This is a genomic window from Paenibacillus sp. J22FR5 (assembly GCF_059691975.1).
This window is the reverse complement of sequence record NZ_JCAUAN010000009.1, coordinates 151,772-176,397: the sequence shown is the minus strand read 5'-3', so window position 1 is coordinate 176,397 and position 24,626 is coordinate 151,772. Positions and strand designations below refer to the sequence as shown.

The following is a 24,626-nucleotide window of genomic DNA, read 5'->3' as shown; positions in this document are numbered from 1 at the left end:
ATGTCTGCAGCTTGGTCCAAATCTAGATACAGAGTACAAAACATGGGTATCAACGGGATTTAGGTACGAAGAAACCCCAAAACGCGCATAGGTAGACCGAGATAGGAAGCGGGAGGGTGATAACAAGTATATTGAAAGCAAGTATATTTGTGGTAAAATAGAGATATGGGAATTTTTGAGATTCATAATTAACAGTGTTCCCCAAAGGCAAGACTCATATACGGATCAGAATGATAGATTTGTACGCTGTTACTAATAAGCTAGGATACTACGACGCGGTGGATTTTATCAAACAGAAATTTATTTATAGTGGATTGAAGTAAAGTTAAGAGGTGGGTTGGTATGCAATCGCGGTGGCCAAAATATTTCGTTCACACGCTATTTTATGATAACGTGCCTGTCATTCGAGTTTCTGCCTGGTCGCCACCAGATAGTGAAACTGCAAGTGCGTTGTTTCGGTTTGAAGATGGTACGGAAGAAGTGTTTTTCCAAGAAGATGTTTATCCGGATAATGAGTAGACGAGGGGAGGCTAGTATCTTGGAAGAATTCATTTGTGGTGAATGCGCTCAAATAGCAGAGTTGCCTCTTGAAGAAAGGATACGTATCGCGCTTTCCGCCAAACGAGGAATATCCTACATGTGCAAAATTTGCTCAACTGTTAAGCAAATACCAGGAGTGCACAATGAAGAAGCTGCGGAGACAGAGGAAGTAATTGAAAGACAATCGGATCCCACAGAGCCGGAGAAATTATTTGAGCAGTTATTACTCTTTGAATAAACCGTGGGAGCGTGCATCACCATTCAGGTCGAATATTGAGGAGAGTAAGTGAGCTTATGATTCGGGAAATTGATTTGGCATATAAGCATGTTGCGTATTTAGAAAAGGATGGAGATTGGCGAATTGAGGAAATAACACCAACCCCTGTTCTAGAGTTCATACCAATCTATATTGATAGGTATCTCATTGAAAGTAACAATGTCCAAAGTGCAGTTGATGTTTTCTTGGAGTTAATATTGAACTACGATGTAAGGTATGGTGCGATCATTCTTGGGTTCAGTGGGTACGATGAAGACGCGCGCCCTATTTACCAGATTCCAGAGATAAGGACATGGCTACAAACACTCATGATCCACATGCCGCACTTGTTTTATTATTTAACTTCTCTACACTACAACTCGCACTTCATCTTCTATTGTTTGACTCAGATTCATGCTGAAGTTCGAGACATGACAACAGGTAAAGCATGGTGCGAGACAACTGGTTCCGTTGAAATCATTACAAAGATTTTAGAATCGGCTATGACCTACTCGAAGCAGCAGCTAAATGATTCTGATGATCGTCAGCAGACCATTCAAAAATATATTCTAGCCGGTATAGATGGCATTATTTAAATACACGAAAAAGGAGAGGTGTTAGTTATGGCCCGCAATCAAGATCCCATCGAAAAGACTGGTTCTCTTGGGTATGTCGTTAAGGTGCAGCAGGTAATCGATTTTATCGTACTTTCGGAACTGCGAGATGGACGCCGTTACGCCAGGCAGATGGAACAAAAGATCGTCGAGGAGCTAGACGGGGTTGGTGTAAATGACGGCTATTTTAGCGAGCGGTTACGAACACTTGCAGAAAAAGGCCATGTGAAAAGAGAGTGGGGCGATGACAAGCGTTACAATCGCTATTACGAAATTACCGACCTTGGAAATGAATATTTTATTCAGCTGCTACGTGAACTGCCTAGCCGGGTAGAGCTGGCTCTCAAAGTCTATTCCATGTTTGATAAGTACATGGATAAATTCGGTCATGTTAATTTGAAATAGAAAGGGGTGGGAGCCTTGGAGGAATTTAACTACCTTGATGTGGTGGCGGAGCTTAAAAAAACATTTCCGCAAGGTTCGGTAAAAAACCGGCAAGATAACGGCCATGCCTATATACCAAATCAAGTGTATACCGATCGGGTTGAAACAGCTACAAACAGTCGATGGAGCCGCGAGGTTAAGGAAGTCGAGGTCAACGTTCCTCATCGATACGTAAAATCAATTGTGCGTGTTATCATTGGCGATCACTTCCGAGATGGTGTTGGGTTTTGTGAGATCGAAGAAGGCGCAGAAGGGCTCCCGAAACGTATCTCTAATGCCGTTGACCGTTCTTATAACGCTGCAATACTTGACTCTTTAGATTCTTGGGAGATGGGATGGCGTGACATCGCTCCGTTCAAGATCAATGATTGGGGCGGTAATCCAGCGCTTAAGCATTTGCTTGAGTCTAGCCCGCCGGTAGAGGTATCCGAAGTTAAACAGCTCAATTCCAAAGCAAAGATCGATCGATTCTGCATATTTAGCAACTGCGGTGCGCAGCTCACGCAAGAAGAGTGGGATATGCTTGCCACTATCAATGGGCTTAATCGGGATAAAATGACGTTCTGCTTTGTTCATCTTCGTCCCCATTGGAAGCGCACGTTGCCTGAAGATGTTCGGAAAAAATTTGAGGGCGCCAGCACAACTCCTTAATATCGATGCAACACATTACTGTAAACATCTTCAGCCGCACTGGTAGCGTGTGGACGTGCAAAGGACATTAGAAAAGACTACATAAGAATCGTAAGGGGTTATCATATGAACACATTTGATATATTAGCAATTGTTTTACTTGTTGTAGGTATTATCTTTCTAGTTCTCGGAAAAATTTTCAGAAAAATTGATCCGGGTGTAAAGATGTTCTGGTATCAATTTTTAGAGAAAACAAGTTCTAAAAATCATGGGAATGAAAATTTGACTCGCGAGGAAATAAGAGCAGCTCAAAAAGAAGCAGCTGATCGTTCTGAAAAAAGAGTCATTTTTCATCTTCAATACTTAGACGAACAATATAAAAACTGGAATGGTATTCATATCATTCATGCTGATCTGCGCCATGAGTTCGACCATTTACTTGTGGGTCCAAATGGTGTTATCCATATCGAAACTAAAAATTATAGCGGTGATCTAAAGTTTACGAATAACGGGATTGAACGAATTAAACGGGATTCGTATGGCAATGTCGTTAAAAATGATGTAATTAAAGATCCAAATGCACAAATGCTTCACCACGATATTCTATTGAAGAGGTTGCTGCAGGAACATGGTTTTGCCCATGTCCCGGTGATTGGTGTACTTTGTATTGCGAATGACCGTTCTACTGTAGAGGGGAAACCAAAGAATTTTGATGTCATCAAGGATGCTGCGCTGATTTCTTATATTCAAGGTCTTCCAAAATACGAAGGTTATTCTGCTGAAGAACAGCAAGCCATAGTAAATATCGTTGAGAAATCCATTGATGATCGTAAGGAAGGTATAGCCTAATGAAAAAAAGTATTTTTACTATTCTTGGAGCGGTATTCATTCTGTCTGCAATCGCATCTGAAGCATACGCTATGATAATTCGGAGTACTGCAGGAGAACCAGTATCGGCACCTCAAAAAGAGTCTGTAGTATCCCAAAAACCGTCTTCCACGACAAATAACAGTTTTGGCAATAATCTTACACCAGAACAAAAGGAAAAAATATATAACGCAGCGCGTATGGAGCAACCTACAGTTTCGGAATCTCCTGCGCCAGCCCCTACAACAGCGACGCAGGCACAGACGGCAACTCCAATATCTAAACCAACGCAAATTCCGACACAAGCGCCTGTAATAAAAGTGGAGCCAAAACCGACCAGTACTGCAACTTCAACTCAGGCAAATAGCGATGATGATTATAAGGCAAAGTTAAAAGCTGATATCCAATCAATAGATTTAAATGCCACTCCAGAAGATCTAGCTGATAGTGTATTGATCGTTACGAGTGAATGGATAGGGCACAAAGAGATTAAAGGTGGTAATCCGATTTGGTCGGATCTTGCGAATTTAAGTAATAGTGCGACACAAATCCTAAAAGATGCAGGTATTAATGTGAATGTAGCCAGCATTAAAAAAACGATTCCCCATTTACTGAAAATTCTTGATAAGTAAATCTTACTCATTAGATGAAGACAAGCACTCTAGTATATTGTGTCTAAATACTGGTTATACTAGAGTATGAGTTTCCGATGAAATGTGAAAAATACGTTCGGGCCGATTCGCGGTGGGCACGATAGGAAAGTAGCATGGACGACGAGATTCTGAACCGAGCAGCTCGGATGGATTCAACGATTCGCGTTACCATCTCTTTGGCGATTCGCGCCTGTGTTCGTTTCCCTTAACCAATAATGGCAATATAAGCCAGTACATATACGACATAAAGCCGATGGATTAAATTCCATCGGCTATTTGTGCGTGCAGCAGTTTTGAAAAAAACAGCAAAAAAATTTTGATTATCTCTAGTAAAATGGTACTATATTAGTATACATATTAGTATAGTGATATATATACATGAATTAAATTAGGAGGCGTACTCGTTGGAGGATTTTATAGAGCGTGCTCTTGGATATAATGGACATTTGTCTAAGTTCGTCAATGGTTACGCACCCCGTGCCCCGCAACTTCATATATCTCAAATGGTGGGTTCAGCACTGGAAAAAGGGGGCCATCTATTGGCAGAAGCGGGGACAGGTACTGGTAAGTCTCTTGGATATTTAATCCCCGCTGCTTACTGGGCAGCGAGCCAAAATAAAACCGTGATCGTCTGCACACACACGATCCCGCTTATGACGCAAATTGTTAATATGGAACTTCCGAGGGTACAGGAGATATTGAAGATGGAGCGCTTAAACCTCCGTTATCAACTGGTTAAAGGGAAGTCACACTATATCTGCTATGACAAATTGGAGAAGCTATGGCAAGAAATGCTTCGCAGCAGTAGTCATGAAGCAAAAATTGTCCAGCGGATATTCAACAAGGTAAAGAAGGAAGGGGTTACGGACCGAACAGGGCTAGGGTTCGATATAGAAGATAGCCTATGGATGAAAATAACAGCATCTTCATGCACAGCTATTAACAAGCCGGATACGTGTTCACTGGAAGATTTAAAAGAAAAGATGTACAAGTCCCATGTTATCGTAACCAATCATGCTTTCTTCTTCACGGATCTGGTCATGCGTAAAAAGACCGGGAATGGATCGCTTCCTCCGTATGATGCCGTTATTTTTGATGAAGCACATGAGATCGAAGACGTGTGTTGTCAGATATTCGAAAAAGAAGTTAATCTAAACCGATTTGATGATTTGTTCGATCACTTGTTTCAGCGAGAATCATTTAATGAGCTAGATCAAGCTACTCAGCTTTCTCTTACTCAAATACGTCAGCAATTTCAGCGGACTCTTGACGGTATCTACACGGAAGTAGGAAAGACTATGGATGACAAGCCATTTCGCCTGCTATCTGAGAAGATCAATGTAGCCGAAGTTTGCAATATGCTCGGAGGATTTATCACCCAGGTTAAAGAGTTAAATGTAAAAAGGGTGTCAGATATCCTTGATCGCTTGTTCGAGCTAAATGAAGACTTAGACTTCATCGGGGACAACTCCAAGAAATCATGGGCATATTGGGCTAAAGTGCAGAGAAAAGATCAAATAACGCTCCATGCAGCTCCACTTTTTCCGAAGGTCGTCTTGGCTAAAGGCTTATTTGATAAAGTGCCTGTCATACTCACCAGTGCAACGATGTCTACGCATGGCACCTTTAATTTCTTCTCCGGTCGGATAGGCGTGAGAGATTATGATAGCACGATGGTAGGAAGTCCGTTTGATTATGAAAACAAAACGATGGTGCTCTGCACCGATGATGCACCTAACCCAGATAGCCCCCAATATATCCAGTACACAGCTGATAAGTTGGAAGAAATCTTGATGTATACCGGTGGAAGAATGCTTGTACTCTTTACCAGTTTCGATACGATGACTAAGGTTGCCGAAAGAATTCAAAACTATTGCACAGAGTATGGTTATCATCTACTTTGCCAGTTCCCAGGGTGTAACCGAGAAGAAATTATCAAGCAACTGAAAAGCGAACCACGAACGATTGTGTTTGGTTGCTCAAGCTTTTGGACAGGCGTGGATGTGGCGGGGGACGCTCTCACCGCAGTCGTGATCCCCAAGCTACCATTCCCGCATCCGGACGAACCGCTTACAAAGGCTCAAATCGAGTTGATAGAAAAAGCGAATCGAAGTAGCTTCTTTGATTACACATTTCCCAAAATGATGATTAAACTGAAACAGGGCTTTGGTCGACTTAACCGTTCTATGGCATGCCAAGGAGCAGTAATAATCCTTGACCCCCGAATGTATACGAAGCGTTATGGCAAGATGGTGATCAAAGGATTACCGAAGTGTAAGTATGGAAAGTCCGTGGATGATCTCGTCCACATATTGCCTTGTTAGAGAAAGGGAGATGATTGTATATGATGGGACGTTCTCATCTTGTGATAAGTACGGGGGTAACACTTTCTGTTCTAGGGATGACACAACAGCCGATTACGCTGCCGGTTGTAGGCGTTGCGCTTGTGAGTGCTCTATTGCCTGACATTGACGAGCCAAACTCACTCCTTGTTCGTCGTATGATCCCTAAGAGCTTGCTGAAAGTGTTTCAATTCGCATTACTTGCGATCGCTGCTTATATATTCTTTTACGGCAAGGAATTTGCCCCTTGGAATACAGTAATTGCCGCACTTGTCGGCGTTGTATCATTCTTGCCGAGTCGCACCATGCGTAATGTCGTTATGGTTCTCATCGGTCTTGGTTTGATCGCATACGGTCACATATTAACTCCCTGGAATTTTATCATCGGCAGTTTGCTAATCGTCTGTGCATTGGTTCCACATAGAGGAATTACTCATACCCTCTATGGGGTCGTTGGATGGAGCATGCTACTATTTGCTGCAACGCATCAGTATGGACATCAAATATGGATAGCTGGCGGATTGTCTTATCTACTGCACTTGCTTGCAGACTCAGTGACCGATCGTGGAATACGCCCGATTCCTCCTTTGAAATGGAGACTTAGATTTCGTCTTATGAGCACAGGGGCATTTAGTGGTACGGTTGTCGAACATGTATGTATTTTACTAACGATAGCTTTAATCTACTTTGTATTTAACTCAGACATTAAACACGTATTTGCAATGTAATAGTGAAAGAGAGGTCTAGATAGATGATCGAAATACTAAAAGAATCACCCACACTTAGTGCATATTTCGAAACGTTCAGTAATCGATTTTGCCTTACACGTAGAGAAAGGGAAGTTTTAAAACTACTTGTGATTTATGGTGGCAATAATCGTGAACTCGGTGAACACCTTTGTATTTCCGAGAAAACATTGAAAAATCATATGGCCAGTATCATATCAAAGACGAATACGAATTCAACGCGGGAACTACAAGCGCTCATTTTTCGAGATTCATTAGTCCCGCTTCTAGTCAATTTGTTTAGTTTTGTCGATAACAAACCGGAGGTATTAAAAGAACATGCTTTTGTATAAATTAGTCAAGATTATGTCGTCATCTACCAAAACGGATCAGCAAAAGAATCAATCTGTGAAGCAATTGATGTATGATCGACCTAATGGCGATAAACAGTCAACTTTAATTAGCACGAAGACTATTTAACGTAATATTCATAGAGCCCTTTTAATGGGCTCTTATTTTTTATATACAGTATTTAGTATAATTAATGTTGATAAGGCGATCGGTGGATGACAAGTTGTTCCGATTATTAGCCCTGTTTTGGCGGCAAGCATTATTAATAACACGTGTTAAAAGGAGATGATTGCTCATGTATAATAATTTCGATGTATACGCATTCTTAACTGAAATTGGTTTGACTCACCTGCATCATGCAAACTCTGCAACTACTGCTGCTACTTTTTTAAAGGAGGGTGGCTTGCTCTCTCGCGGAGCAGTTGAATCCAAAGGTTTAAAGCAAACGAGTCAAAAGAGTGATGAAATAGATAAAAAGTATGATGTTTGGAATGACATTTTTCTCGATGATGTTGATATTCACAAAAGGAGCCGATATCAGAACTTCTATGGCCCCGTTCTGTTTCAATACAACACGGAGTTTCTGACTAGTCCTTGGACGACAGATGTTGCAATTACGAAGAAGAACCCTACCGAATGGGTAGAGGGAGAAACATTTGAGCAGAGATATTTTACTTCCATTGAAGAGCTGCGATCAAATTACAATAAAGGTGAATTTGGACAAATGATTACGTTCAGATATGCAACGGGCATTTTACCATTTGAACCTTATCTAGAGTCAATTTTGCTTGATGATCCAAGATGGAGAATTGACGGTCGGTACTTGTATGATGAAGCATATAAAAAGCTATATATTGCATCACAAGATTTAACAGAAAAGTACGTTACTAAGAGGCCGTTGTGCCCTGGAAACTGCAAATGCTATGGGGAACATGATTTCAACGATACATATAGGCGAGTAATGATTCAATCGCTATTTTAATATGAGCTGAATAATTGTTTATAATTAGAAGTCAAATGGAATTCAGCAGTATAATAAACAAAAGGCCCGTGGACTTATCCACGAGCCTTTTGTTATTCGTTAAGTGTAAGTCATTTTCGGGCGGCTCTGAAGTTCTAATCGTTGCTATCTTCTTGAAGGTCTAAGTTATTCCAGCATGCATAATCACTTTCGTATTCTGGGATCCGTTCAGCGAAATCTTCTCCGGTTAATTCCTCCACGACCTTAATCATGCACGTTCTAGTTTGGTGGCAATCTTTAATTCTACAAATTTTCATTTTTTTCACTTCTCCTTTTTTTGATGACTTATAATAAAAGAAAAAGAGAAGGTTTTTAACAATTAATTTGCCATCTCTTCTAGTAATCAATGTTCGATGATTTCAATTATATTTTGCAGCAATGTTGGAAGCACCATTCTTGTCTTATGACAAAGAAGGATCTTACCCGTATTATTACTTGGCAACTACTTTAACCTCATTCTTAAATGTGCTATAATAAAGCCATTCCGAAACAACAATCACATTTCTTCGACGTTCATTGATTACGACGAAGAAGGGGCAACACGGCATTAGTCGTTCATACACATTTGTGCGTAATTTACCGCAGAGAGTAATAGGTATGCTTTTTAGCATGCTTTATTTTACTTTTTGCGGTTTTTTTGCGTTCAACACACAGGAGGTATTACAAATGTTAAGCATCAATTTGGACAAGTTGAAAGAGAATTTGGCAGGCGACCAGCGAGATGAAACCTATTATAATCAAGGACTTTTTCGCGCTATTGAGGCGGCTCATTATGAGACAAAAAGTACAGCCATTAATTGGGATTTATTCACTCTTGCTGATGCCGAAAATGCTTTGGTGCATGCGATGGAGTACATCGACAGTGATCGTATTGATAGTGAAGACAGCTATCTTGCTGGTGAAGAAATTGACGAAGTGGATCGAAACCCTAATGAAGGGAATGCAATTCACCAATTTCTTCACAACGTCGAAGCCATCTACACGCTTAAAAAAGCGAAGCCAGAGCGTCAAACAACGGATGTTCAATTCTTTTGAGAAGGGTGCGGAGGTAATATGGAACCAACCTATTTTTGTTCGGACCAGGTATACCAAATGCAATCAACTTACGATGGATTTGTTATGTTGAAAATAGCACATGACGCAGGAGTCGATCTTGCTGCAAATCCAGTAATTGATTTTTATTCTAATGGATTTGGTGACCAGTCCACGGTATTTTGGGAATGTTTGAAGCTCATCTTTGGAGAGGCTGAACAGACATACGAAGGAACGAATCAACACTGGCAAACGGAGACTAAAATTCGTGTCCCCTGTCCAGAGTTAAAGGACCTTTTTGTACTGCTTCGTCCTACAGAGCACGACCGGATGGTACAAGTTTTCACAGATATGTTATCTGTTACGGATGACTATTTTTCTGAACTTGAAATGACGGGCGTAATCGAAGATGGATTCATACACATTACGTTGACGGAGGCATGGGGACTCTATAGCCCTTTGTTGAAAGCGTTGGTGGAAGTACGGACAACAATCAGACAAGAGATCCGTAATCGCAAAAGGTATTTGCGAGATAAATTGCGGAATCTTGTGATGATGAAAATGGTTCAGGAAGTACTTGGTATCATGCCAGAAGCTGAAATAGATGAACACCCAAGTCTTGTGTTCTCTAAACTTGTGGATCAGTGTGATTTCGGTATTTCTTTAGATGCCGGAGATGAGCTTTCTTATGAAGCGATGATCTCCATCATTAGCCAGGCGGTAATACGTAAAAATAGAGAGGATGAAGCGGCATGACAATGGCCACTACGCTGCCTTGCGCAGAAAAAGAAAGATACGACGGAAACGAAATGGTGATCCGTTTGCGTGATCATCAATTACCTATCGTTGAAGAGTATTCAAAAGGAGTAAAGCTAGGAGAAGGTAGCTACACCCATGAGGCTGTTTCTAGGGCAATTCTTGGTTCACTTGAATCAACTGCTGTTCGAACGCCCATTCTACCACGTGGCACTATCTTCTATGCTGAAGGGTTAAACAACTACTGCTTTATCGAAGTCGCTCCACAAGTTCGGAAGGCTTTTTACCATGAAGCGGTAATTGAGGACGTTCCTTTCCCAAGACTCATCTTTGGTTTCCAATTAGCTGCAAGTAATAACCGGATACAGGTTCGGCAGGTCATGGTCGGTGCACTCGAAGATCAGGTTCCTCTCAACGAGGACGCCAAAGTTTACAAGTATCCTTACACCAACGTCCAAGATAATTTTACGGTATGTTGGGGAGGTCACACGCTGCCATCCTACGAACGGATTTCTCAGATTTCAACTACTCCCGAGATCTTTTTCAATTCACCAAACTCAGATTGTCATTACGCTTCAGCGAACCTGAGTAAAATGAAATATCGGGAACTAGTCGAATCGATAAAAGGGAAGCCATTTCCGGATGATTACCTGAAACCTACTGGCTACACTTTGATGAGCTGGATCGATCGTGTCATTAATGATTGTTCAAGGAACTAGGATGTAATACGAATTAGACGTGTATCATCGTCTTGAAGAAATTTAGGGGTAATACGAAAATTATATAAACAACTGGAGGAAATACGAATGTCAAACGAACAATTGGACTTTTTATCTTATTTTGGTGGTGCTGAATCTTTCTCAACTCCTGTAGAGCCGAAAGAATCAAATCCGGTCAAGCCTGCCGCCGAAACACCCGCTCCTGCTGTCGAGTCTAATGATAACTGTTCAAAACCAGAAGTGGAGAAAGTTATCTCTTTTGGACAGAAAGCGCGGGAACTCCGTCAACAGTCGCAAGATAAGGCGGCTGATTGCAGTGACGATTGTGAAAGTGGTGACCATGAAGAAGATGAATTGGACGAGGACGAACGTGAAGCACTTGCTGAGGATCATGAGGTCAGCGAATCTGCTGCAAATAAAGCGGAACTCGCAGGCAAACAGGTCAAGTTAGAAGGTAACTCAACGAAGCCAGCTGCTAAAACAGAGGAGAAGAAGCCTGTATTTAACAATGCTACATTCATTTGTTATGCAGGGATGAACATTGCGATTACGAAGTTTTTCGCAGATGATTCGCTCGCAACTCTCCAAATGGAAGACGTTCGTAAACGTTTGGAAAAGGACTACCCGGAGTTGTCTAAACAACGCACCAAAATGGAGTATGATGATAAAAAAAATATCATCTGCCCTATGGTAACGGGAGGAAAAAAGGGAGCTGGCCTGATTCAAGGCATCAGGGGCTTCTTTTTTCAATCGAAAGACCTGGCGGAGAATATTCAGCCTATCAACATCTTGGCAGCTAGAGACGGTTATTACGAGGTAAGGGAGAACCCTATCGGAGTATTCGTAACTAAAGTACAAGAGGTCCAGGAACTGGAGTCATGCCGTGAAGGTTTTAAGATGAACCTGCCTAAAATACCGGAGCACTTGTTTTTACAACTTGTTTCGTTCTTCGCCGATTATGCGATGCATGAGGTTGAAGTAATGGGCGTGTTCTATTTTGATACGGAAGAAAAGCGTTATGTTCTCGATGTGCCTTATCAGGAGGTAACTAAAGTATCAGTTGATGCGTGTTATACGGAATTCCCGGCACATTATATCAAAGTTGCTGAGATCCACTCCCATAATACGATGAATACCTATTTTAGTTCCGTAGATAATGCGGACGAGCTAGGAACTATGCTTTATGGGGTTATTGGTAACCTGCAAAAAGGGGTTGAACAGATTACTTATAATCTGCGTACCCGAGCAGGTATGGTTGGCCGTTTTATTCCTTTACAACCAACTCTCATTATTGAGGGAGATGTTCATGGTGAAGAGGTCAGAGCCATTAATCCCGTAATGTATCCTGCCGTTTGGCATAAGCGAGTTCAATGCGCACAATATTCATTCGGAGGTCATACAAATGATTAATTTACTGGATTTTCATAAGGATCACAAGCAGCCATACGGACGTAAAAGCATAGGAAAAATCCTATATTATATCGTTTTGATTGGTGCGGGTGGCAATGGCGGGTATGCGACACAGCGTATCACCAAGATGATGAATGCCTTCTCAAACGTCCCATCCTTTCTATTGATTGCTGATCCAGATACGGTAGAATCGAAGAACATTTTGCGCCAACCATTCATCGATAGCGATGTGGGTTTCAAAAAGGCGGATGTTCTTGCTAAGCGATACGGAGGGACGTATGGACTTCGTATAGGGACCTATACAACTTCCTACGTCGAATCCGTTGAGCAGTTAGAGCTACTGTTTTCTAATTTGGATTACAGACACGTGGAGGGACAACACATTCAGAAGGTTTTAATAGGAGCTGTCGACAATGACTTTTCGAGGAAAATCATGAACGATTTTTTTCTGAAAACTGACGATTTGATTTACATTGATGCAGGTATTGAAGGAGTTTTCCTTCCTGCAGATGACAAACCGATCGTGGATTGGACAGACGAGGAAAAACAGGAGAATCAGGATAGTGGGTATTCTGGCCAGATCGTAATTGGTTTGAAAAAGCAAGGTAAGGAAATTTTGCCTCCGCTCGATAAGGTGTACCCTATTGACGCTAAGGATGCTATTCCTCCTTCGCATAATTGCGGTCTAGAGCCTTACCAACCACAACGAATGATTGCAAACGAAATGGCTGCATTGCAGATTACAACAGTCATGAATGAGCTTTTTTCTACTGACTCTATACTGGTCCACTGTTCTAATTTCAACGCGAAAACTGCGAATTGCAGACCTACCTATGTGGAAGATGTAATTTTTTCTTCTTCTGAACAACCAAGGGAGGTAACGAGTGGATGAATTTGGACTTTGTTCAAGCTGTTAGGCAGCTAGAGAAAGCGATGATTGAGTTGGAAAGTGTCTGGGACGACAATCACGATGATTCCATTCAGCTTTGTGAAGCGTATCCGTTTCATAAGTCCCTGAATGAAGTTGTCTATGCAGTTAAAGATTGGCGATCGGAAATCGAAAAACACAATGTGGAATCATAGGGTATGGTAATACGAACATAATGGAGAATGAAGGAACGAAATTAACATTCGTTCCTTCTTCATTATCCCAGGAGGAAATACGGATGCAAAAGACTTGGACATACTTCGCTCAGCCGGTAGAACTCGTTGAGCTGCTTCATGATCTCTATAGAGAGATACACAAGGCGCTTGATTGCTATGACTTCGAAGAGGCAAGACGTATTCTTCTTCGCAAATCCGCTATTGAGGAAAAATGGAATGAGAATTGTGGTCTTATGGAATCATCGCCTGCAGTATATGTCTCTTGCACTTCTTGCTTGCGAGAGGACCTAGATAGTCGTTTCGCAGAGAAGAGAGATGATCAATATTTTTGCTATCGTTGTTTTGAGGCGGAGTTTACCGGGCTCTGACAGCACAAATAATTTGATGAAGAATAGAAGGAGGGAGAGTGTCTTCTCTCTCCTTTTTCTATATGGCATGGTATATCTCCAATATTGACGTTTCTTGTCGATTATGTTACATATAGAGTATTACGATTTTATTATTTCATTATTTCTTTGTCGCTCACTTGATTCGACAGAGATGGGGCAATGCCGTTTATTCATTTTCTCGGCACATACATATAGGGACGAAACTGTCCACGGAGACATAGACACTTATTGGTGTCTTTTTTGTGTTTCCGTGGGCTTTTTTTGTACCCAAAAACAGGGAGGAAATACGTTGGCATCTATTAACGGGTATAAAACAATTGTGCATTATTACCTTCAAAATGATTGCTGGAGCATTCACGTCAAATCTTGTTGTTATCAGGGACATTACGTGATTATCGATGGAAGTTGGGGCACTGAGATCAAACCGCAGCGTAAGAGCAATCCCAGAGGATGGGTTACAGCTCGTTCACACCAGGTTACATACTTTTGCGCTGAAGATGCTCACCTACCTGAATATCAGGCTCTTATAGAGCTTGCAGAGCAGCGTAAGGGAGACCGTTTCGTTTATGACAAGGTAAACATGACATTCAATATCGAACAGGGTTTAGGCGGGTTGTTATTCACTCCTGAAGGCGCGTTTACATTGCTGCAGGATATGGATAAGCCGAAGTATCTTGACCTTTTCGGTAACGAGGAGGGCGCGCATGTTTACTAATACGAAGCGAGAAGAACTCGCAAGAAAAACGCTGAAAAAGAAATTCGATAAGCAATTCTCGAAGTCTGAACAAGCTGCTATTGCTTGGTTGCCTGATGAATGGACAGATCGCACTTATACATGGCGATTTATTTATGAGGGATCAAGAGTTGACTGGGTATATGGATACTCAACAAAAACAATAACGACTTGCGGCGTAGGAGGTAATACGAAATGAATATATCTTTAGACAAAATTATTGCCGATGCCTGGATTCATCTAGATGAAGAGACTCGTAGTATATGGCAAGAGTTGCCGACCGATATCGATTATATGGTAGGTCATGATTTCATTCGTGACGTAGTGCTTCCGCTATTGCTTAAAAACGCGACGAGCCAGACCTTTCCTCTTATCGGCATGATTACTGTGTACCTTCATGAATATAAGGTGTCGCTATGATGGAACGTACGATGATAGATGAAGCTATCCGTAATGCCGAGCAATATGTTTTACCTAAACTTCATCCTGATATGCTCGATATTCAGGGGTACGATTTGTATACAATTTGTTTTAGCGGCGGAATGGATAGTTTAGCTGTAGCTCTGGTCATGAAGTATGGCTATAAGATACCGGTTGAAAAAATGAAATTGGTGCATTTTCGAATCGACGGTGACCCTGATTCCAACAATCGGCAATTATTCGATTGGCCTGAAACTGATGAGTACCTGAAATATGCTAGCAAGGCTTTAGGTATTGAGCTAGAAGTTATTTGGGGGAAAATGTCCCTGGAGGAAAGAATCCGTGATCGCGGTATGTTTCCAGACAAAAAGGTTCGATTTTGCACCTCGTTTAACAAGAGAGATGTATACGGACAATGGGTACGCCAATTCGATAATTGTAAAATCCTTTGTCTGAGTGGTGAGCGATCCGAGGAGTCCACGGACCGTGCTAATGGGGTTGACTTCGAAATACATTCAGCAAATGCCAACAAACGTAAGGATAGGCTCGTACATTGGTTTCGCCCGATCAGATCGATGTTAAAAACCGAAGTAAAGCAATTGGCTGCGGCTTTCAACATTGATTTGCACCCATGTTACCAATATGTCTCTCGTTGTAGTTGCAAATTCTGTATTTTTTCGACAAAAAGTGAACTTGAGCGTGTCGCAGGACTATATCCTGAGGATTGGAATTACCTCAAGGCCATGGAAATTGAGCTTGGGCATACGATGAAGTCAAAAAACGGAAAACCATTATCGCTTTCGGCATTTACGAACGAGGACCAGATACCATTGTTTGCGTAGATCCAATTCTATTGGGAGGTAATACATATGAATACAAAGGTGTTTAAGGAAGAACAATCCAGGAATGTGAGTCCTACCTTGATTCAAGATATGAAGAATATTGTAGATAGCATGATCAAGAACCCTAGATTCAAAAGAGACTTTTTAGTTAATGACGTAAGTGCCATGAAGCGGATCCAGACAGGTTTGTTCGCATGGTACGTTTATGAATTTGGTACGTGCCTCATTCCTATAACCGACATTAACGCTCTTAAAGAATTTAAACGTGATTGGATAGATACAAAGTCAGAATTGAATCAGGGAAAAAAGGAAGGGATATCTGATCGCCTGTACGTATGTGACGCATTCACAGGCCGTATGAGAAGGGTGTACGGTTTCGACGAAGGTGATCTTGTCGATCGTCTGCAATCAGCTGTCTGCTAGGTCTCAGGACGCTTTGAGAGGTTTGGAAGCTAATGCTTCTATTCCTCAATTGGGCGCCCCGATGCTGCCTTACTAATCAAACAAATCAACAACGAAAAGGAGAATACACAATGGAAAACAATACTTTTAAGATCATGATCGAAGAAAGTGAATCAGAAGGGGATTTCGTTGCTTATATTCCAGCCATTCGCACAGGAGCGAGAGGGGGTACGATTGAGGAAGTTCTTGAGAATGCAAAGGACCTACTAGAAGCTGAAATCGAACTTGCCATCCAAAAAGGAAAGCCTATCCCAAAAGATACATCAATCCTAGAAACGATTGAGTGGAAGTATGAAGCAGCAACCGCAAATAAATAATAAGCCCTCAATGCCCTAGCCCGGGCTAAAGAGGGCTTTTTTGGTTAGTCGAGGTAGCAAATACATTCTTCTAAAATTTATACAGAACGGATTAGGCTGCTTATTTTTAAAGTAATAAGAAGAGACAATGAGTTTCACAATAAATGTAGCCGATATTAAATATGTGATCTGTGAGGAAAATCCGTTTTGGCCGCCGAGCATTGAGATTGCTGGTGGTTGCACCGGTGAGAACACAAAGAGGTGAGCTTCAGTCGGACCACAATCCTTAATAATGTGAGAACCTGCAGCGTGGCTGTCGACCGCTGCCGCCACCGGCGCACAACCTACTCTACGTTTTGATAAGCAAAACTATAAACTGTTTGAAGCGTGTTCATAAGCATAATGAGCTTAAGAGAATTTTCCTTTGTACCGTAATTTAAATCGTAGCCGTGTGCAATTGCATTCCGGCTTATATTCGATTCTGGACTTTTGCCTCGATCATAGCCAACAAATAAAAAGCTTCTGGCAAATCCCGATAAAGCTTTCGCATAAAAAGCGAATTTATCTGAATCAGCAAGCATTGACTCAAGATGTTTTTGTTTAATTTTCCCTTCATATTTACTGTTACAGTCGATCAAATAGCCCTCAATTTGTGCACATAGGACAGGAACAGTGAGATTGTAATAGCCGCCTCTATGAGCATCTAAAACATTGTTTAAGATGTGCATACGACTCCGAAGCGTCGTGTTATCGTTCCATTCGTCTTTTAATTTTTGTATTTTGGAATCCGAAAAATACGACATACAGTATCTTCTATATAGACGCTCGGCTCTCGATATATTACCTAAAGAATAATAGTGAAGTGTCCGCTCGATAACCTTACAGCCTATCTCAGGGTCAGGTACCCATTGAATAGCAACAAACAACTGCTCGTAAATGGATCCAGCATTGTCTATTGCTTGGAGAAATGGGCCGATGAGAGCATCTATCAAACTGCCTATCGTAAGTTTCATTGTCGCTGCTTTAGCTTCCACTATTCCACACCTTTCATTGTGTTCGTATGCTCATAAATTTGAAATTCTTAGGAGATGCATGTGCTCTATAGCATATCAGGTGGATAAAGCATTTCCATTAAAGTCCTCTTACCTCAGCGTCAGCAGGGATCAACAGATTTTGTTCAATTACTTTCTGAGCACGCAGAAAAAGAAAACCTGAGAAGGGATACTTCATAATTCCATCCGGACTCTTAATTAGGTACTTAGGTACTTTAAAGGTTACGCTAGCTTGTTTACCAAATCGGAGTCTATATTCAAGCATTCCAGACATTAAAAAGTTATACCAATTAGGTTTGCCAATAGAAACCCATACGCATGGATTAGAGTGATCGGTAGCCCTCCTGAAACGATTGTTTGGGTTCGGGGGATTGATGGGCAAATAACCTTGTAATAACTTGGTCTCGATATTCTGCTTAGAACCCCTATGCGTGATAATCACCAACTCGTTCCGATAATAATCCTTTAACATTATGCTTACGACCGTAATTATCGCAGATATTGGAATACCTAATAGAAAATAGCTCTGAAAGAAGAAAAGAATATCGCGATGTATTATTAAAAAAATTCCTTGAGTTAGAAATATGACAACAAGATTAAAAATCAGTTCATTTATCCAGCACAAAAATCTTTTAAGCAAGGAACAGCCCGCTTTCTAAAATATTATTTTTGAGATTTTAGGAGAGATGACAACTTTTTACGTTATAATTCAGTGCGCGGCAAAAAGCCATCTAAATTTTATGATATTCGAGAGGATTTCCCAACCTTACTAAATCTTACACCCATCGCGCAGTCTTCCACTAGAAAAATTTAGATATAACCAATCCTATAATAATTCCGAGTATAACTAAGATTGCTATAATAGTAACAAGTGTTAGACGAAGCCCTTTCCAAAATTTTTTTGGCTACTGCGCAGATGCTATTTCCTCCATGAGGGGTTTTCGTTCATCTTGCCTAATTTCTTCTTCGAAAGGTCCCCAGAAACCCACTTCCATTCTCCTATTTTAATTCCTTTTGGCAATTAATAAATTACGGCTATCCTCTAAAAATCATATTAATAGGGGAGTTATTAAAATATACTATACCATATTTTACTATTTAAATGATGTGATCGTATTAGAGGAATTTTCATATCGAAGTGTTTGTTTTTGTTGAGGTCTGATGCACCAAATTTAGACAGAACAGACGTTCCATGTTAAAATATGTATTAGTTCTAATGCTAAATATGAGGGAGTGCTTCTTTATGGGAGAGAAAAGTATTTACTATCATCCGGGGATTTATCGCTTCCAGTGGCCTTATCTTAGTGGTCACCTTGGAGTCAACGACGATAATGAAGTAACCGTTTATTACTGTGACGTCGAGCTTCGTGTTGGCCAACAAATGGATATGGAAGAAGGGAAACTCGTAACAGTCGTCATTACTGCGAAGCCGGGGACACCTGGGGTTCAGAATTTCATCGAGCATATTGCCACTAAGATCCGTATAGCCTTCTTCGATAGTATCTTCATAGAAAAGCATTGGGAGACTCCTATCGTTCCAGAGAATCGGATTCGTTGGATTGAAAGACACCTGTTCTCTCAATACCAGAATTCTTTAATGAAAGATGAGGTCAAAGAAGTAACGATGAATTGGTATCCAGAAAGACATGCTTATTCATCGCCATCTTGGAGAACAGTAGAAACCGTGTAACCTAATCAGGTGAACCCGCTCCATATCTTTAGTAAGTAGCGGGTTCTTCATCATTTTCCTCGCTTGATGACTGAATCATGATAGTGCGCTAATTTCAGAGTGTTGTCTAACTTCATCTGGAAAATTGTTTTGCCAATAAACCACATATTTTGTAATAATTCTTGTAGTCGTGAGCCCTAGACGGTACGATAGCTCTTCAACTGTAGCTCCTGTTCGGATACTGTTAATCGCATAGGTGTCACGAAAACTCCCCATGTCATGTCGTTCTAAACCCGCTTTTTCGAATAGACGCTTTGCAGTATCGTGTATTTTTCTATCCGACACTGCCTTCCCATCGTATGTAGATAACAGAATACGGTCTTTCTCCATACCCATTTCCATTATAGTAATGTATCTATTCAATGATTCGTAGAGATGTTCGGATATACCGAGAATACGATCCTGTTTCCTGCCCTTTCCTTGGATGGTTATGGTCATATTCTCCAAATTAACGTCACCAACCCTAACGCCGATTAACTCATTCGTTGTGCATCCAGTATACATAAGGAGTTGAAGGGCAATTATATCCATCGGCCGGGATTGATCGCGTTTAGCCTGAATGATAAGTTTATCAAAGACCTCTTGTAGCATGTACTTGACTGTAAGTTCCGTTTCATCCGGCTTGTTCCATGTTACCTTAAGATGAAGTGTTGCATAACCACGTTCAAAAGCAAAAGACAGTATTGTATTAATGAGTGAATGACAAACGTCTTGAGTTGAATGTGACTGCCCCTTTGTAAAAGCTTCCACAAATTCTATATTCACCTCGTACACCTTTATATCCGGATTTGTAGACTCAATAAAATCGATCAATTTATCCGCATAAATCGCGTAGGTTTTGGCTGTTAAATCTGAATAGACTTTCGACTTTACTTGAGAATTTAAATCCTTTCGAAATTCTCTACATACATTAAGGAAAATATCATTCTTTTTGTATATATTAATTAAAGTGTCAAGGTCGTTTAATGTGATCCCTGAATCGCGTAACCGGTTATACATTATTTCAATTTCGTCTTTCATACACTTAACCACCTACTTTAAAAGTTTCATTACTTCAACCGCTTGATTATTTATTAATTGCGTTCGCCATTTCCTCGCGTGTAACTACAGCATATCTTTCTGTAGTATCGACAGAGCTGTGCCTTAGCTGCTTCTTGGTTTTATAAATGTCATGCCTCTTATTGTACTCTGTAGCGAATGAGTGCCTAAGTTTGTGGATCGTCATATTCTTGCCAAAAGCCCGCGCATATTTCGTGACCATATCCTGTAGTGCACGCTTTTGCATCCTTTTTCCGGTTGTTTCACCCATCTTAAGCGAGAGGAACAGAGCACTTTCATTTTTGGAGGGAGTGTACCGGATTTCTCGGATCAATAGATATTCGTTCAGATATGGTTTGGCTTCACGTCGAAAATGAACAGTAGTTTTATCATCATTATTCTCACCTTTACCGTATACATAAATTGCATCTTCTTTGTCACTCATATAAAGATCATCCATATTCATATTTACAAGTTCGGATACACGAAGCCCAGAATTTAGTATGAGTGCGATTATAGCGGCATCTCTTATCCGGTTCAACTCGTAATAATGCAGCCCAAGCGTGTTATCTGAAATCGTTGCTGCATAACCGCGTTGCACAAACTCAATAAATCTTTCAATTTCATCATCCACTAACATTTTACTTTTTGGAAGTAATGTTGGTTTATTTCTAGATATGGGGACCTTCGCCATAACGTTACGCTTAAGTAGGGGGTAGAGGTCTTTATCCTCAGCAATTTGGCTTAGATAATGAAATAGCGACTTAAGCGCAGATAATTTTCTATCAATAGTGGACTTTTTGTTGTTTTTATCTTTTTTATCTTTTTTATCCTTTTCAGCCTTTTTCCCTTTTGACAATAAATGTGTTCTATATCCATCTATGTCATCCATTCTAAGCCTCTCAAGATCGAAGAGGGTAATATCCGTCATTTTTGTAACTTTAGTGATCCCTTCAGCAATAAGCCATGAGAAGAATGTTTCAAAGTCGTAACTGTAACCTAGAAGCGAGGAGGGGGATAGAGATTGAGCTATCTTATGGTTAAAATATTTGTCTACGAACCAAGGGAAAAGAGGTATGCGCAAAAGAAGCTCTTCCATATCCTTTTCTTTAATTACGTTCATATAGTATGTCACCTGCCTATCATTTATTTAATGTCATTAATATTTACGTTCAAAAAATGATTTTAGAACGTATGTTCCATGTATTAATATTATCATTTATTGGCTAAAATTAGAATAACTGTCGTACATAAAAGAGAGAAGATCCTACTAAGTTATTATTTCTAGGTTTTTATTAGAAAAATAGAACAGAAGAGGGAGGCTATTATTACTATGAATTATAATGTGGAAGAAGAGAATATGATCTACCATAGGGGGGATTTTTCTCCTTGGATAGTAGAAGTTAAAAATATGATTGATGAAACTAAGTATGTCGGTGTGTTCAGAACTGCTATAAGAGATGGTCTTGAGTGTGAGCAATTTACATTGCTCCCTGCAAGAAATTCCGATAACGTCATTGTTCAAATCCGTATTTATAAAAACGGCGATGTAATGACATTCAATTTTATACCAGCTAACATTGTTATTTCCAAAAAGAAACAAACAATTTCGGTCGAGTTACTTGCAGACATTTCCTATGATACACTCGGTAAGTATAATATTACATTGTCTGAAGAATTAACTCATTTATGATCGATCCCGCCGACGGTGCCGGCGGGCCACTTAATTCAAACGAATGAAATATGTATTTAGTACGTATATTCACAGCCCGCCAAACCGCGGGCTTTTTTTTGTTGCTGATCTACAAACCCGCTTCTCATTGCCAAGACAATAGAACGGCAATGCCGTTTGCTAATTTTGCTTACCATTCCTTCGACTCTCCTTGCTATGATGTTTGGCTGAATTCCCGTTCATCCAATTGGAAAATCACTCTGTCTTTAGTAATACCTACGATATAATTTTCACCTTCTGATATAATTTTTATTGTATACTCAACTTCGTTCTCGTCGACATCAAGAATGAATAAATTATTAATTTTTATCTGTTGTTTCTTAAAATGTGGTTCAATTACTCTTAAAATGTGACCAAGAACCATCGATGTAAAGTTATCTATGGTTGTCAAGAAACCAACGTCTTCATCGATGATCTTACCTCTATGTGTACGATTAAAGAATACCAACTGTTTATCAGGAATATATTCCATAACCATCGCATTTATTGCGTGATTCGGATTTTTTATGATATGTCCAATATACTGTGCTGGAGAGCCAATTCTATCGATACTCTCGATTTTACTAGGTGCCGGCTTTTCAGTTGCAGCATGTGGAGCTAAGTAGGTGTTATCTGACATATAGCGTTTTACAGTTGTATGAATTTCATCATGTAGATTGTATTCCTTTTTTAAATATTCTATGAAATTCTTTTTATTTATTACTCCTTCGCCTCGGGCTTTATTGAACATTTCTAATAGTTCCACCGTTTTAGGTTCATAAATGAATCCTGCAGGAAAATCGGTTTTCTCTAAATATTCAATCTCCTCTTTCAGCCGGAATAGTTTATCATATAAATCGTATTTTAATGTTTCGAGAGATCGTTTCACTATCTCCATCTCCTTAAATGCAATTTCCTTTGATTCAATGGCTTCAAACCGCTTTTTCTTTTGCAAAAATATACTTTTTGTTAAACAGTTCATCGTATCCCAGATCTGTATTGCTACTTGGGCAAAAACAAGAAACTATAGAGGGCGAAATATCATATAGCAAATGGAAGAGCAAAACACCCTTAGCCAACCACGATAATTGTGGTGTTTGTAACATCGTTAGGATACCTTCTGCTCGCTGTGCATCCCAATCTTGAAAAGGATTAAACCTGTCTATTAACTCAGGAAACGCCTCATGCCGCATATACCGATTGGGGTGATTACCTAGTTCTTTTAATGCTTTTGTAGAAGTTGATTTTAATTCACTGTAAACGTCATAAATTGAATCCGTCTTTAGAAGTGAGTAGTTATGAATCAGGTTTTTCTGAGCATCAGCATCCAAGCGCAGACTTTTATCGATATACATTTCAATCAAGATAAGAGCTCCAACAGCTTTTGCTCTGGCGGATATACAATCGTTTTTACATAAGAGATCTAATTCAACAAAGATATCATCAATATTTTCCAAAGACGTTTGAGGGGTAATCCAAGATGCAGACACATTGTTGTTTGTCCCCATTTTTGCCAAGATGTTACGGAGTGCAGGATTTACTTCTTTTTTATAGCCATCCCATCTTATTAATGGGCCTGATGAGCTGCTGAGCATTTGTTTTATTGCGTCAGTTGGATCTTTGTGTTGCAACAAGGCAAATAACAAAGCTTCTTTCTCAAAAGGAGTTAACTTCGAAAAAATATTATTCTTTTTTGGGGTGGCCATAGAATCACTTCTTTCAAATAATAAAATTTATAGATCAACTATTTTGTTGCGTATCGAATCAAAAAGGCGGTCTACACTTTTTACGCTAGAAAGTCTCTTATCATTAAGTTTTGCCTTAAACGCCGTAGTCGACCATCCAACCGAAGTGACTTCAACACTTAAAGAAAACTTTTTGCTCGAATACTCTTGTTTGATTTCGGAAATTCTTTGATTAATATAGTTATCCATTTCTCTAATATTACTGATCCATTCTCTTGCTTGAACTACATTGTACAGATATTTGGTTGCACTGCCTAAAAGAACCTCAACTCTTCTTTGTTTAAAATCGAAATCAGATGAAATGAACGCTTTGTGGTTTGTATCTTTTAACGCAAATAGCCGATCACGTGTGTAAAATGGACACAGTGCATTTAAGATGTCCGCCATAGCCATGTAATCTGGAGCGGTGCCGATGAATTTGGTTTCAGATTGATAGGATTCAATCATTAATAGTGAATCGAAACCATGTCTGTTTAGCAGAGAAACGAAGTCATGAACAATTTTGTCGGTGACTTCTTCTGGAATATACTTTTTGTTAACATAAACTTCAATAGTATAACCATTGTACATAGGAGAAATATTCAAGATATTTTCTCTTATGTAGGGGAAAGAAAATGAAATTTGATGGCTTCTTAAATTCTTAGAATAGACTTCTATCTCCTGATTTAAATGTCCTTCTATTCTTTTTTTTAGAAGTGACTTTACTAATCGAGCAAAACCTATTTCAGACATAATATTAATCCCC

Annotated in this window: 34 protein-coding genes; 27 read left to right on the top strand and 7 right to left on the bottom strand. The window is 40.0% G+C overall.

Annotated elements, in window-relative coordinates; genetic code table 11:
* Nucleotides 1-342 precede the first annotated feature (342 nt).
* The 12 genes from AC58P7_RS15015 to AC58P7_RS14960 all read left to right on the top strand — a co-directional run bounded on the left by AC58P7_RS15015 (nucleotide 343) and on the right by AC58P7_RS14960 (nucleotide 8,404).
* Nucleotides 343-519, top strand: coding sequence for a hypothetical protein (locus AC58P7_RS15015; protein ID WP_497344114.1), 177 nt, complete (start codon nucleotides 343-345; stop codon nucleotides 517-519).
* A 19-nt stretch (nucleotides 520-538) separates the two neighbouring features.
* Nucleotides 539-778, top strand: a complete 240-nt coding sequence (locus tag AC58P7_RS15010) for a hypothetical protein (protein ID WP_497344112.1) — start codon at nucleotides 539-541, stop codon at nucleotides 776-778.
* 56 nt (nucleotides 779-834) lie between these two features.
* Nucleotides 835-1,392: a hypothetical protein gene (locus tag AC58P7_RS15005; RefSeq protein ID WP_497344110.1), complete on the top strand. Its 558-nt coding sequence runs from the start codon at nucleotides 835-837 to the stop codon at nucleotides 1,390-1,392.
* 27 nt (nucleotides 1,393-1,419) lie between these two features.
* Complete coding sequence (locus AC58P7_RS15000) at nucleotides 1,420-1,815, top strand: PadR family transcriptional regulator (RefSeq protein ID WP_497344108.1); 396 nt, start codon at nucleotides 1,420-1,422, stop codon at nucleotides 1,813-1,815.
* A gap of 42 nt (nucleotides 1,816-1,857) precedes the next feature.
* On the top strand, nucleotides 1,858-2,505 hold the full coding sequence (locus AC58P7_RS14995) for a hypothetical protein (protein ID WP_497344106.1): 648 nt from the start codon (nucleotides 1,858-1,860) through the stop codon (nucleotides 2,503-2,505).
* Nucleotides 2,506-2,610: 105 nt separating this feature from the next.
* On the top strand, nucleotides 2,611-3,333 hold the full coding sequence (locus AC58P7_RS14990; RefSeq protein WP_497344104.1) for a nuclease-related domain-containing protein: 723 nt from the start codon (nucleotides 2,611-2,613) through the stop codon (nucleotides 3,331-3,333).
* The gene (locus AC58P7_RS14985; protein ID WP_497344102.1) at nucleotides 3,333-3,983 is read left to right on the top strand and encodes a hypothetical protein; all 651 of its coding nucleotides are present in this window, start codon (nucleotides 3,333-3,335) and stop codon (nucleotides 3,981-3,983) included. Before AC58P7_RS14990 ends, AC58P7_RS14985 begins: the two co-directional genes overlap by 1 nt.
* A 425-nt stretch (nucleotides 3,984-4,408) precedes the next feature.
* Nucleotides 4,409-6,328 carry an ATP-dependent DNA helicase gene (locus tag AC58P7_RS14980; protein WP_497344100.1) on the top strand — a complete coding sequence of 640 codons (1,920 nt, stop codon included), beginning with the start codon at nucleotides 4,409-4,411 and terminating at the stop codon, nucleotides 6,326-6,328.
* 20 nt (nucleotides 6,329-6,348) lie between these two features.
* The gene (locus AC58P7_RS14975; protein WP_497344098.1) at nucleotides 6,349-7,074 is read left to right on the top strand and encodes a metal-dependent hydrolase; all 726 of its coding nucleotides are present in this window, start codon (nucleotides 6,349-6,351) and stop codon (nucleotides 7,072-7,074) included.
* A gap of 23 nt (nucleotides 7,075-7,097) precedes the next feature.
* Entirely contained in the window at nucleotides 7,098-7,424 is a 327-nt protein-coding gene (locus AC58P7_RS14970; protein ID WP_497344096.1) for a response regulator transcription factor, read from the top strand.
* On the top strand, nucleotides 7,411-7,551 hold the full coding sequence (locus tag AC58P7_RS14965; protein WP_497344094.1) for a hypothetical protein: 141 nt from the start codon (nucleotides 7,411-7,413) through the stop codon (nucleotides 7,549-7,551). The genes AC58P7_RS14970 and AC58P7_RS14965 overlap by 14 nt, the downstream gene beginning before the upstream one ends.
* A gap of 166 nt (nucleotides 7,552-7,717) precedes the next feature.
* Nucleotides 7,718-8,404 (top strand): hypothetical protein, encoded by a 687-nt coding sequence (locus AC58P7_RS14960; RefSeq protein ID WP_497344092.1) that lies wholly within the window; start codon nucleotides 7,718-7,720, stop codon nucleotides 8,402-8,404.
* 134 nt (nucleotides 8,405-8,538) lie between these two features.
* On the opposite strand, the gene AC58P7_RS14955 is transcribed toward AC58P7_RS14960, so the two are convergent.
* Entirely contained in the window at nucleotides 8,539-8,700 is a 162-nt protein-coding gene (locus tag AC58P7_RS14955) for a hypothetical protein (protein ID WP_497344090.1), read from the bottom strand.
* A 409-nt stretch (nucleotides 8,701-9,109) separates the two neighbouring features.
* On the opposite strand from AC58P7_RS14955, the gene AC58P7_RS14950 reads away from it, so the two are divergent.
* From AC58P7_RS14950 to AC58P7_RS14890, 13 genes are all read left to right on the top strand, one after another.
* Nucleotides 9,110-9,478, top strand: a complete 369-nt coding sequence (locus AC58P7_RS14950) for a hypothetical protein (protein ID WP_497344088.1) — start codon at nucleotides 9,110-9,112, stop codon at nucleotides 9,476-9,478.
* 84 nt (nucleotides 9,479-9,562) lie between these two features.
* Entirely contained in the window at nucleotides 9,563-10,231 is a 669-nt protein-coding gene (locus AC58P7_RS14945) for a hypothetical protein (protein WP_497344086.1), read from the top strand.
* Entirely contained in the window at nucleotides 10,228-10,950 is a 723-nt protein-coding gene (locus tag AC58P7_RS14940; protein ID WP_497344084.1) for a hypothetical protein, read from the top strand. The genes AC58P7_RS14945 and AC58P7_RS14940 overlap by 4 nt, the downstream gene beginning before the upstream one ends.
* Nucleotides 10,951-11,037: 87 nt before the next feature.
* Nucleotides 11,038-12,360, top strand: a complete 1,323-nt coding sequence (locus tag AC58P7_RS14935; RefSeq protein ID WP_497344082.1) for a hypothetical protein — start codon at nucleotides 11,038-11,040, stop codon at nucleotides 12,358-12,360.
* Nucleotides 12,353-13,252 carry a ubiquitin-activating E1 family protein gene (locus tag AC58P7_RS14930; protein WP_497344080.1) on the top strand — a complete coding sequence of 300 codons (900 nt, stop codon included), beginning with the start codon at nucleotides 12,353-12,355 and terminating at the stop codon, nucleotides 13,250-13,252. The genes AC58P7_RS14935 and AC58P7_RS14930 overlap by 8 nt, the downstream gene beginning before the upstream one ends.
* Nucleotides 13,249-13,443, top strand: coding sequence for a hypothetical protein (locus tag AC58P7_RS14925; RefSeq protein ID WP_497344078.1), 195 nt, complete (start codon nucleotides 13,249-13,251; stop codon nucleotides 13,441-13,443). The genes AC58P7_RS14930 and AC58P7_RS14925 overlap by 4 nt, the downstream gene beginning before the upstream one ends.
* An 83-nt stretch (nucleotides 13,444-13,526) precedes the next feature.
* Nucleotides 13,527-13,832, top strand: a complete 306-nt coding sequence (locus AC58P7_RS14920) for a hypothetical protein (RefSeq protein WP_497344076.1) — start codon at nucleotides 13,527-13,529, stop codon at nucleotides 13,830-13,832.
* A gap of 310 nt (nucleotides 13,833-14,142) precedes the next feature.
* Nucleotides 14,143-14,568 (top strand): hypothetical protein, encoded by a 426-nt coding sequence (locus AC58P7_RS14915; protein WP_497344074.1) that lies wholly within the window; start codon nucleotides 14,143-14,145, stop codon nucleotides 14,566-14,568.
* The gene (locus tag AC58P7_RS14910) at nucleotides 14,558-14,785 is read left to right on the top strand and encodes a hypothetical protein (RefSeq protein WP_497344072.1); all 228 of its coding nucleotides are present in this window, start codon (nucleotides 14,558-14,560) and stop codon (nucleotides 14,783-14,785) included. The genes AC58P7_RS14915 and AC58P7_RS14910 overlap by 11 nt, the downstream gene beginning before the upstream one ends.
* Nucleotides 14,782-15,006 (top strand): hypothetical protein, encoded by a 225-nt coding sequence (locus AC58P7_RS14905; protein WP_497344070.1) that lies wholly within the window; start codon nucleotides 14,782-14,784, stop codon nucleotides 15,004-15,006. Before AC58P7_RS14910 ends, AC58P7_RS14905 begins: the two co-directional genes overlap by 4 nt.
* Before the next feature lie 11 nt (nucleotides 15,007-15,017).
* Nucleotides 15,018-15,848, top strand: coding sequence for a phosphoadenosine phosphosulfate reductase domain-containing protein (locus AC58P7_RS14900; RefSeq protein ID WP_497344068.1), 831 nt, complete (start codon nucleotides 15,018-15,020; stop codon nucleotides 15,846-15,848).
* A 27-nt stretch (nucleotides 15,849-15,875) separates the two neighbouring features.
* Nucleotides 15,876-16,271, top strand: coding sequence for a hypothetical protein (locus AC58P7_RS14895; protein WP_497344066.1), 396 nt, complete (start codon nucleotides 15,876-15,878; stop codon nucleotides 16,269-16,271).
* A 110-nt stretch (nucleotides 16,272-16,381) separates the two neighbouring features.
* On the top strand, nucleotides 16,382-16,627 hold the full coding sequence (locus AC58P7_RS14890; RefSeq protein ID WP_497344064.1) for a type II toxin-antitoxin system HicB family antitoxin: 246 nt from the start codon (nucleotides 16,382-16,384) through the stop codon (nucleotides 16,625-16,627).
* A gap of 323 nt (nucleotides 16,628-16,950) precedes the next feature.
* Here AC58P7_RS14890 and AC58P7_RS14885 read toward each other — a convergent pair whose 3' ends face one another.
* Entirely contained in the window at nucleotides 16,951-17,640 is a 690-nt protein-coding gene (locus AC58P7_RS14885; RefSeq protein ID WP_497344062.1) for a hypothetical protein, read from the bottom strand.
* Nucleotides 17,641-18,901: 1,261 nt separating this feature from the next.
* Here AC58P7_RS14885 and AC58P7_RS14880 point away from each other — a divergent pair.
* Nucleotides 18,902-19,348 (top strand): hypothetical protein, encoded by a 447-nt coding sequence (locus AC58P7_RS14880; RefSeq protein WP_497344061.1) that lies wholly within the window; start codon nucleotides 18,902-18,904, stop codon nucleotides 19,346-19,348.
* A 75-nt stretch (nucleotides 19,349-19,423) separates the two neighbouring features.
* On the opposite strand, the gene AC58P7_RS14875 is transcribed toward AC58P7_RS14880, so the two are convergent.
* Nucleotides 19,424-20,407 carry a tyrosine-type recombinase/integrase gene (locus AC58P7_RS14875; protein ID WP_497344059.1) on the bottom strand — a complete coding sequence of 328 codons (984 nt, stop codon included), beginning with the start codon at nucleotides 20,405-20,407 and terminating at the stop codon, nucleotides 19,424-19,426.
* A 46-nt stretch (nucleotides 20,408-20,453) separates the two neighbouring features.
* The gene (xerS, locus tag AC58P7_RS14870; protein ID WP_497344057.1) at nucleotides 20,454-21,548 is read right to left on the bottom strand and encodes a tyrosine recombinase XerS; all 1,095 of its coding nucleotides are present in this window, start codon (nucleotides 21,546-21,548) and stop codon (nucleotides 20,454-20,456) included.
* 210 nt (nucleotides 21,549-21,758) lie between these two features.
* Here xerS and AC58P7_RS14865 point away from each other — a divergent pair, with 210 nt between their 5' ends.
* Entirely contained in the window at nucleotides 21,759-22,118 is a 360-nt protein-coding gene (locus AC58P7_RS14865) for a hypothetical protein (protein WP_497344055.1), read from the top strand.
* Between the two features lie 193 nt (nucleotides 22,119-22,311).
* Here the strand turns inward: AC58P7_RS14865 and AC58P7_RS14860 are convergent, their stop codons facing one another.
* Genes AC58P7_RS14860 through AC58P7_RS14850 form a run of 3 tightly spaced genes read right to left on the bottom strand, consistent with a single transcriptional unit; the run spans nucleotide 22,312 to nucleotide 24,613 of the window.
* Nucleotides 22,312-23,091, bottom strand: coding sequence for a hypothetical protein (locus AC58P7_RS14860; RefSeq protein WP_497344053.1), 780 nt, complete (start codon nucleotides 23,089-23,091; stop codon nucleotides 22,312-22,314).
* On the bottom strand, nucleotides 23,069-23,842 hold the full coding sequence (locus AC58P7_RS14855) for a hypothetical protein (RefSeq protein ID WP_497344051.1): 774 nt from the start codon (nucleotides 23,840-23,842) through the stop codon (nucleotides 23,069-23,071). The genes AC58P7_RS14860 and AC58P7_RS14855 overlap by 23 nt, the downstream gene beginning before the upstream one ends.
* Before the next feature lie 27 nt (nucleotides 23,843-23,869).
* Entirely contained in the window at nucleotides 23,870-24,613 is a 744-nt protein-coding gene (locus tag AC58P7_RS14850; RefSeq protein WP_497344049.1) for a hypothetical protein, read from the bottom strand.
* Between the last annotated feature and the right edge of the window lie 13 nt (nucleotides 24,614-24,626).

Coding starts and splice junctions, on each gene's coding strand:
- AC58P7_RS15015 (WP_497344114.1), top strand. CDS start 343: ATGCAATCGCGGTGGCCAAAATATTTCGTTCACACGCTATTTTATGAT.
- AC58P7_RS15005 (WP_497344110.1), top strand. CDS start 835: ATGATTCGGGAAATTGATTTGGCATATAAGCATGTTGCGTATTTAGAA.
- AC58P7_RS15000 (WP_497344108.1), top strand. CDS start 1,420: ATGGCCCGCAATCAAGATCCCATCGAAAAGACTGGTTCTCTTGGGTAT.
- AC58P7_RS14990 (WP_497344104.1), top strand. CDS start 2,611: ATGAACACATTTGATATATTAGCAATTGTTTTACTTGTTGTAGGTATT.
- AC58P7_RS14985 (WP_497344102.1), top strand. CDS start 3,333: ATGAAAAAAAGTATTTTTACTATTCTTGGAGCGGTATTCATTCTGTCT.
- AC58P7_RS14975 (WP_497344098.1), top strand. CDS start 6,349: ATGATGGGACGTTCTCATCTTGTGATAAGTACGGGGGTAACACTTTCT.
- AC58P7_RS14970 (WP_497344096.1), top strand. CDS start 7,098: ATGATCGAAATACTAAAAGAATCACCCACACTTAGTGCATATTTCGAA.
- AC58P7_RS14965 (WP_497344094.1), top strand. CDS start 7,411: ATGCTTTTGTATAAATTAGTCAAGATTATGTCGTCATCTACCAAAACG.
- AC58P7_RS14960 (WP_497344092.1), top strand. CDS start 7,718: ATGTATAATAATTTCGATGTATACGCATTCTTAACTGAAATTGGTTTG.
- AC58P7_RS14955 (WP_497344090.1), bottom strand. CDS start 8,700: ATGAAAATTTGTAGAATTAAAGATTGCCACCAAACTAGAACGTGCATG.
- AC58P7_RS14950 (WP_497344088.1), top strand. CDS start 9,110: ATGTTAAGCATCAATTTGGACAAGTTGAAAGAGAATTTGGCAGGCGAC.
- AC58P7_RS14945 (WP_497344086.1), top strand. CDS start 9,563: ATGTTGAAAATAGCACATGACGCAGGAGTCGATCTTGCTGCAAATCCA.
- AC58P7_RS14940 (WP_497344084.1), top strand. CDS start 10,228: ATGACAATGGCCACTACGCTGCCTTGCGCAGAAAAAGAAAGATACGAC.
- AC58P7_RS14935 (WP_497344082.1), top strand. CDS start 11,038: ATGTCAAACGAACAATTGGACTTTTTATCTTATTTTGGTGGTGCTGAA.
- AC58P7_RS14930 (WP_497344080.1), top strand. CDS start 12,353: ATGATTAATTTACTGGATTTTCATAAGGATCACAAGCAGCCATACGGA.
- AC58P7_RS14925 (WP_497344078.1), top strand. CDS start 13,249: ATGAATTTGGACTTTGTTCAAGCTGTTAGGCAGCTAGAGAAAGCGATG.
- AC58P7_RS14920 (WP_497344076.1), top strand. CDS start 13,527: ATGCAAAAGACTTGGACATACTTCGCTCAGCCGGTAGAACTCGTTGAG.
- AC58P7_RS14910 (WP_497344072.1), top strand. CDS start 14,558: ATGTTTACTAATACGAAGCGAGAAGAACTCGCAAGAAAAACGCTGAAA.
- AC58P7_RS14905 (WP_497344070.1), top strand. CDS start 14,782: ATGAATATATCTTTAGACAAAATTATTGCCGATGCCTGGATTCATCTA.
- AC58P7_RS14900 (WP_497344068.1), top strand. CDS start 15,018: ATGATAGATGAAGCTATCCGTAATGCCGAGCAATATGTTTTACCTAAA.
- AC58P7_RS14895 (WP_497344066.1), top strand. CDS start 15,876: ATGAATACAAAGGTGTTTAAGGAAGAACAATCCAGGAATGTGAGTCCT.
- AC58P7_RS14890 (WP_497344064.1), top strand. CDS start 16,382: ATGGAAAACAATACTTTTAAGATCATGATCGAAGAAAGTGAATCAGAA.
- AC58P7_RS14880 (WP_497344061.1), top strand. CDS start 18,902: ATGGGAGAGAAAAGTATTTACTATCATCCGGGGATTTATCGCTTCCAG.
- AC58P7_RS14875 (WP_497344059.1), bottom strand. CDS start 20,407: ATGAAAGACGAAATTGAAATAATGTATAACCGGTTACGCGATTCAGGG.
- xerS (WP_497344057.1), bottom strand. CDS start 21,548: ATGAACGTAATTAAAGAAAAGGATATGGAAGAGCTTCTTTTGCGCATA.
- AC58P7_RS14865 (WP_497344055.1), top strand. CDS start 21,759: ATGAATTATAATGTGGAAGAAGAGAATATGATCTACCATAGGGGGGAT.
- AC58P7_RS14855 (WP_497344051.1), bottom strand. CDS start 23,842: ATGGCCACCCCAAAAAAGAATAATATTTTTTCGAAGTTAACTCCTTTT.
- AC58P7_RS14850 (WP_497344049.1), bottom strand. CDS start 24,613: ATGTCTGAAATAGGTTTTGCTCGATTAGTAAAGTCACTTCTAAAAAAA.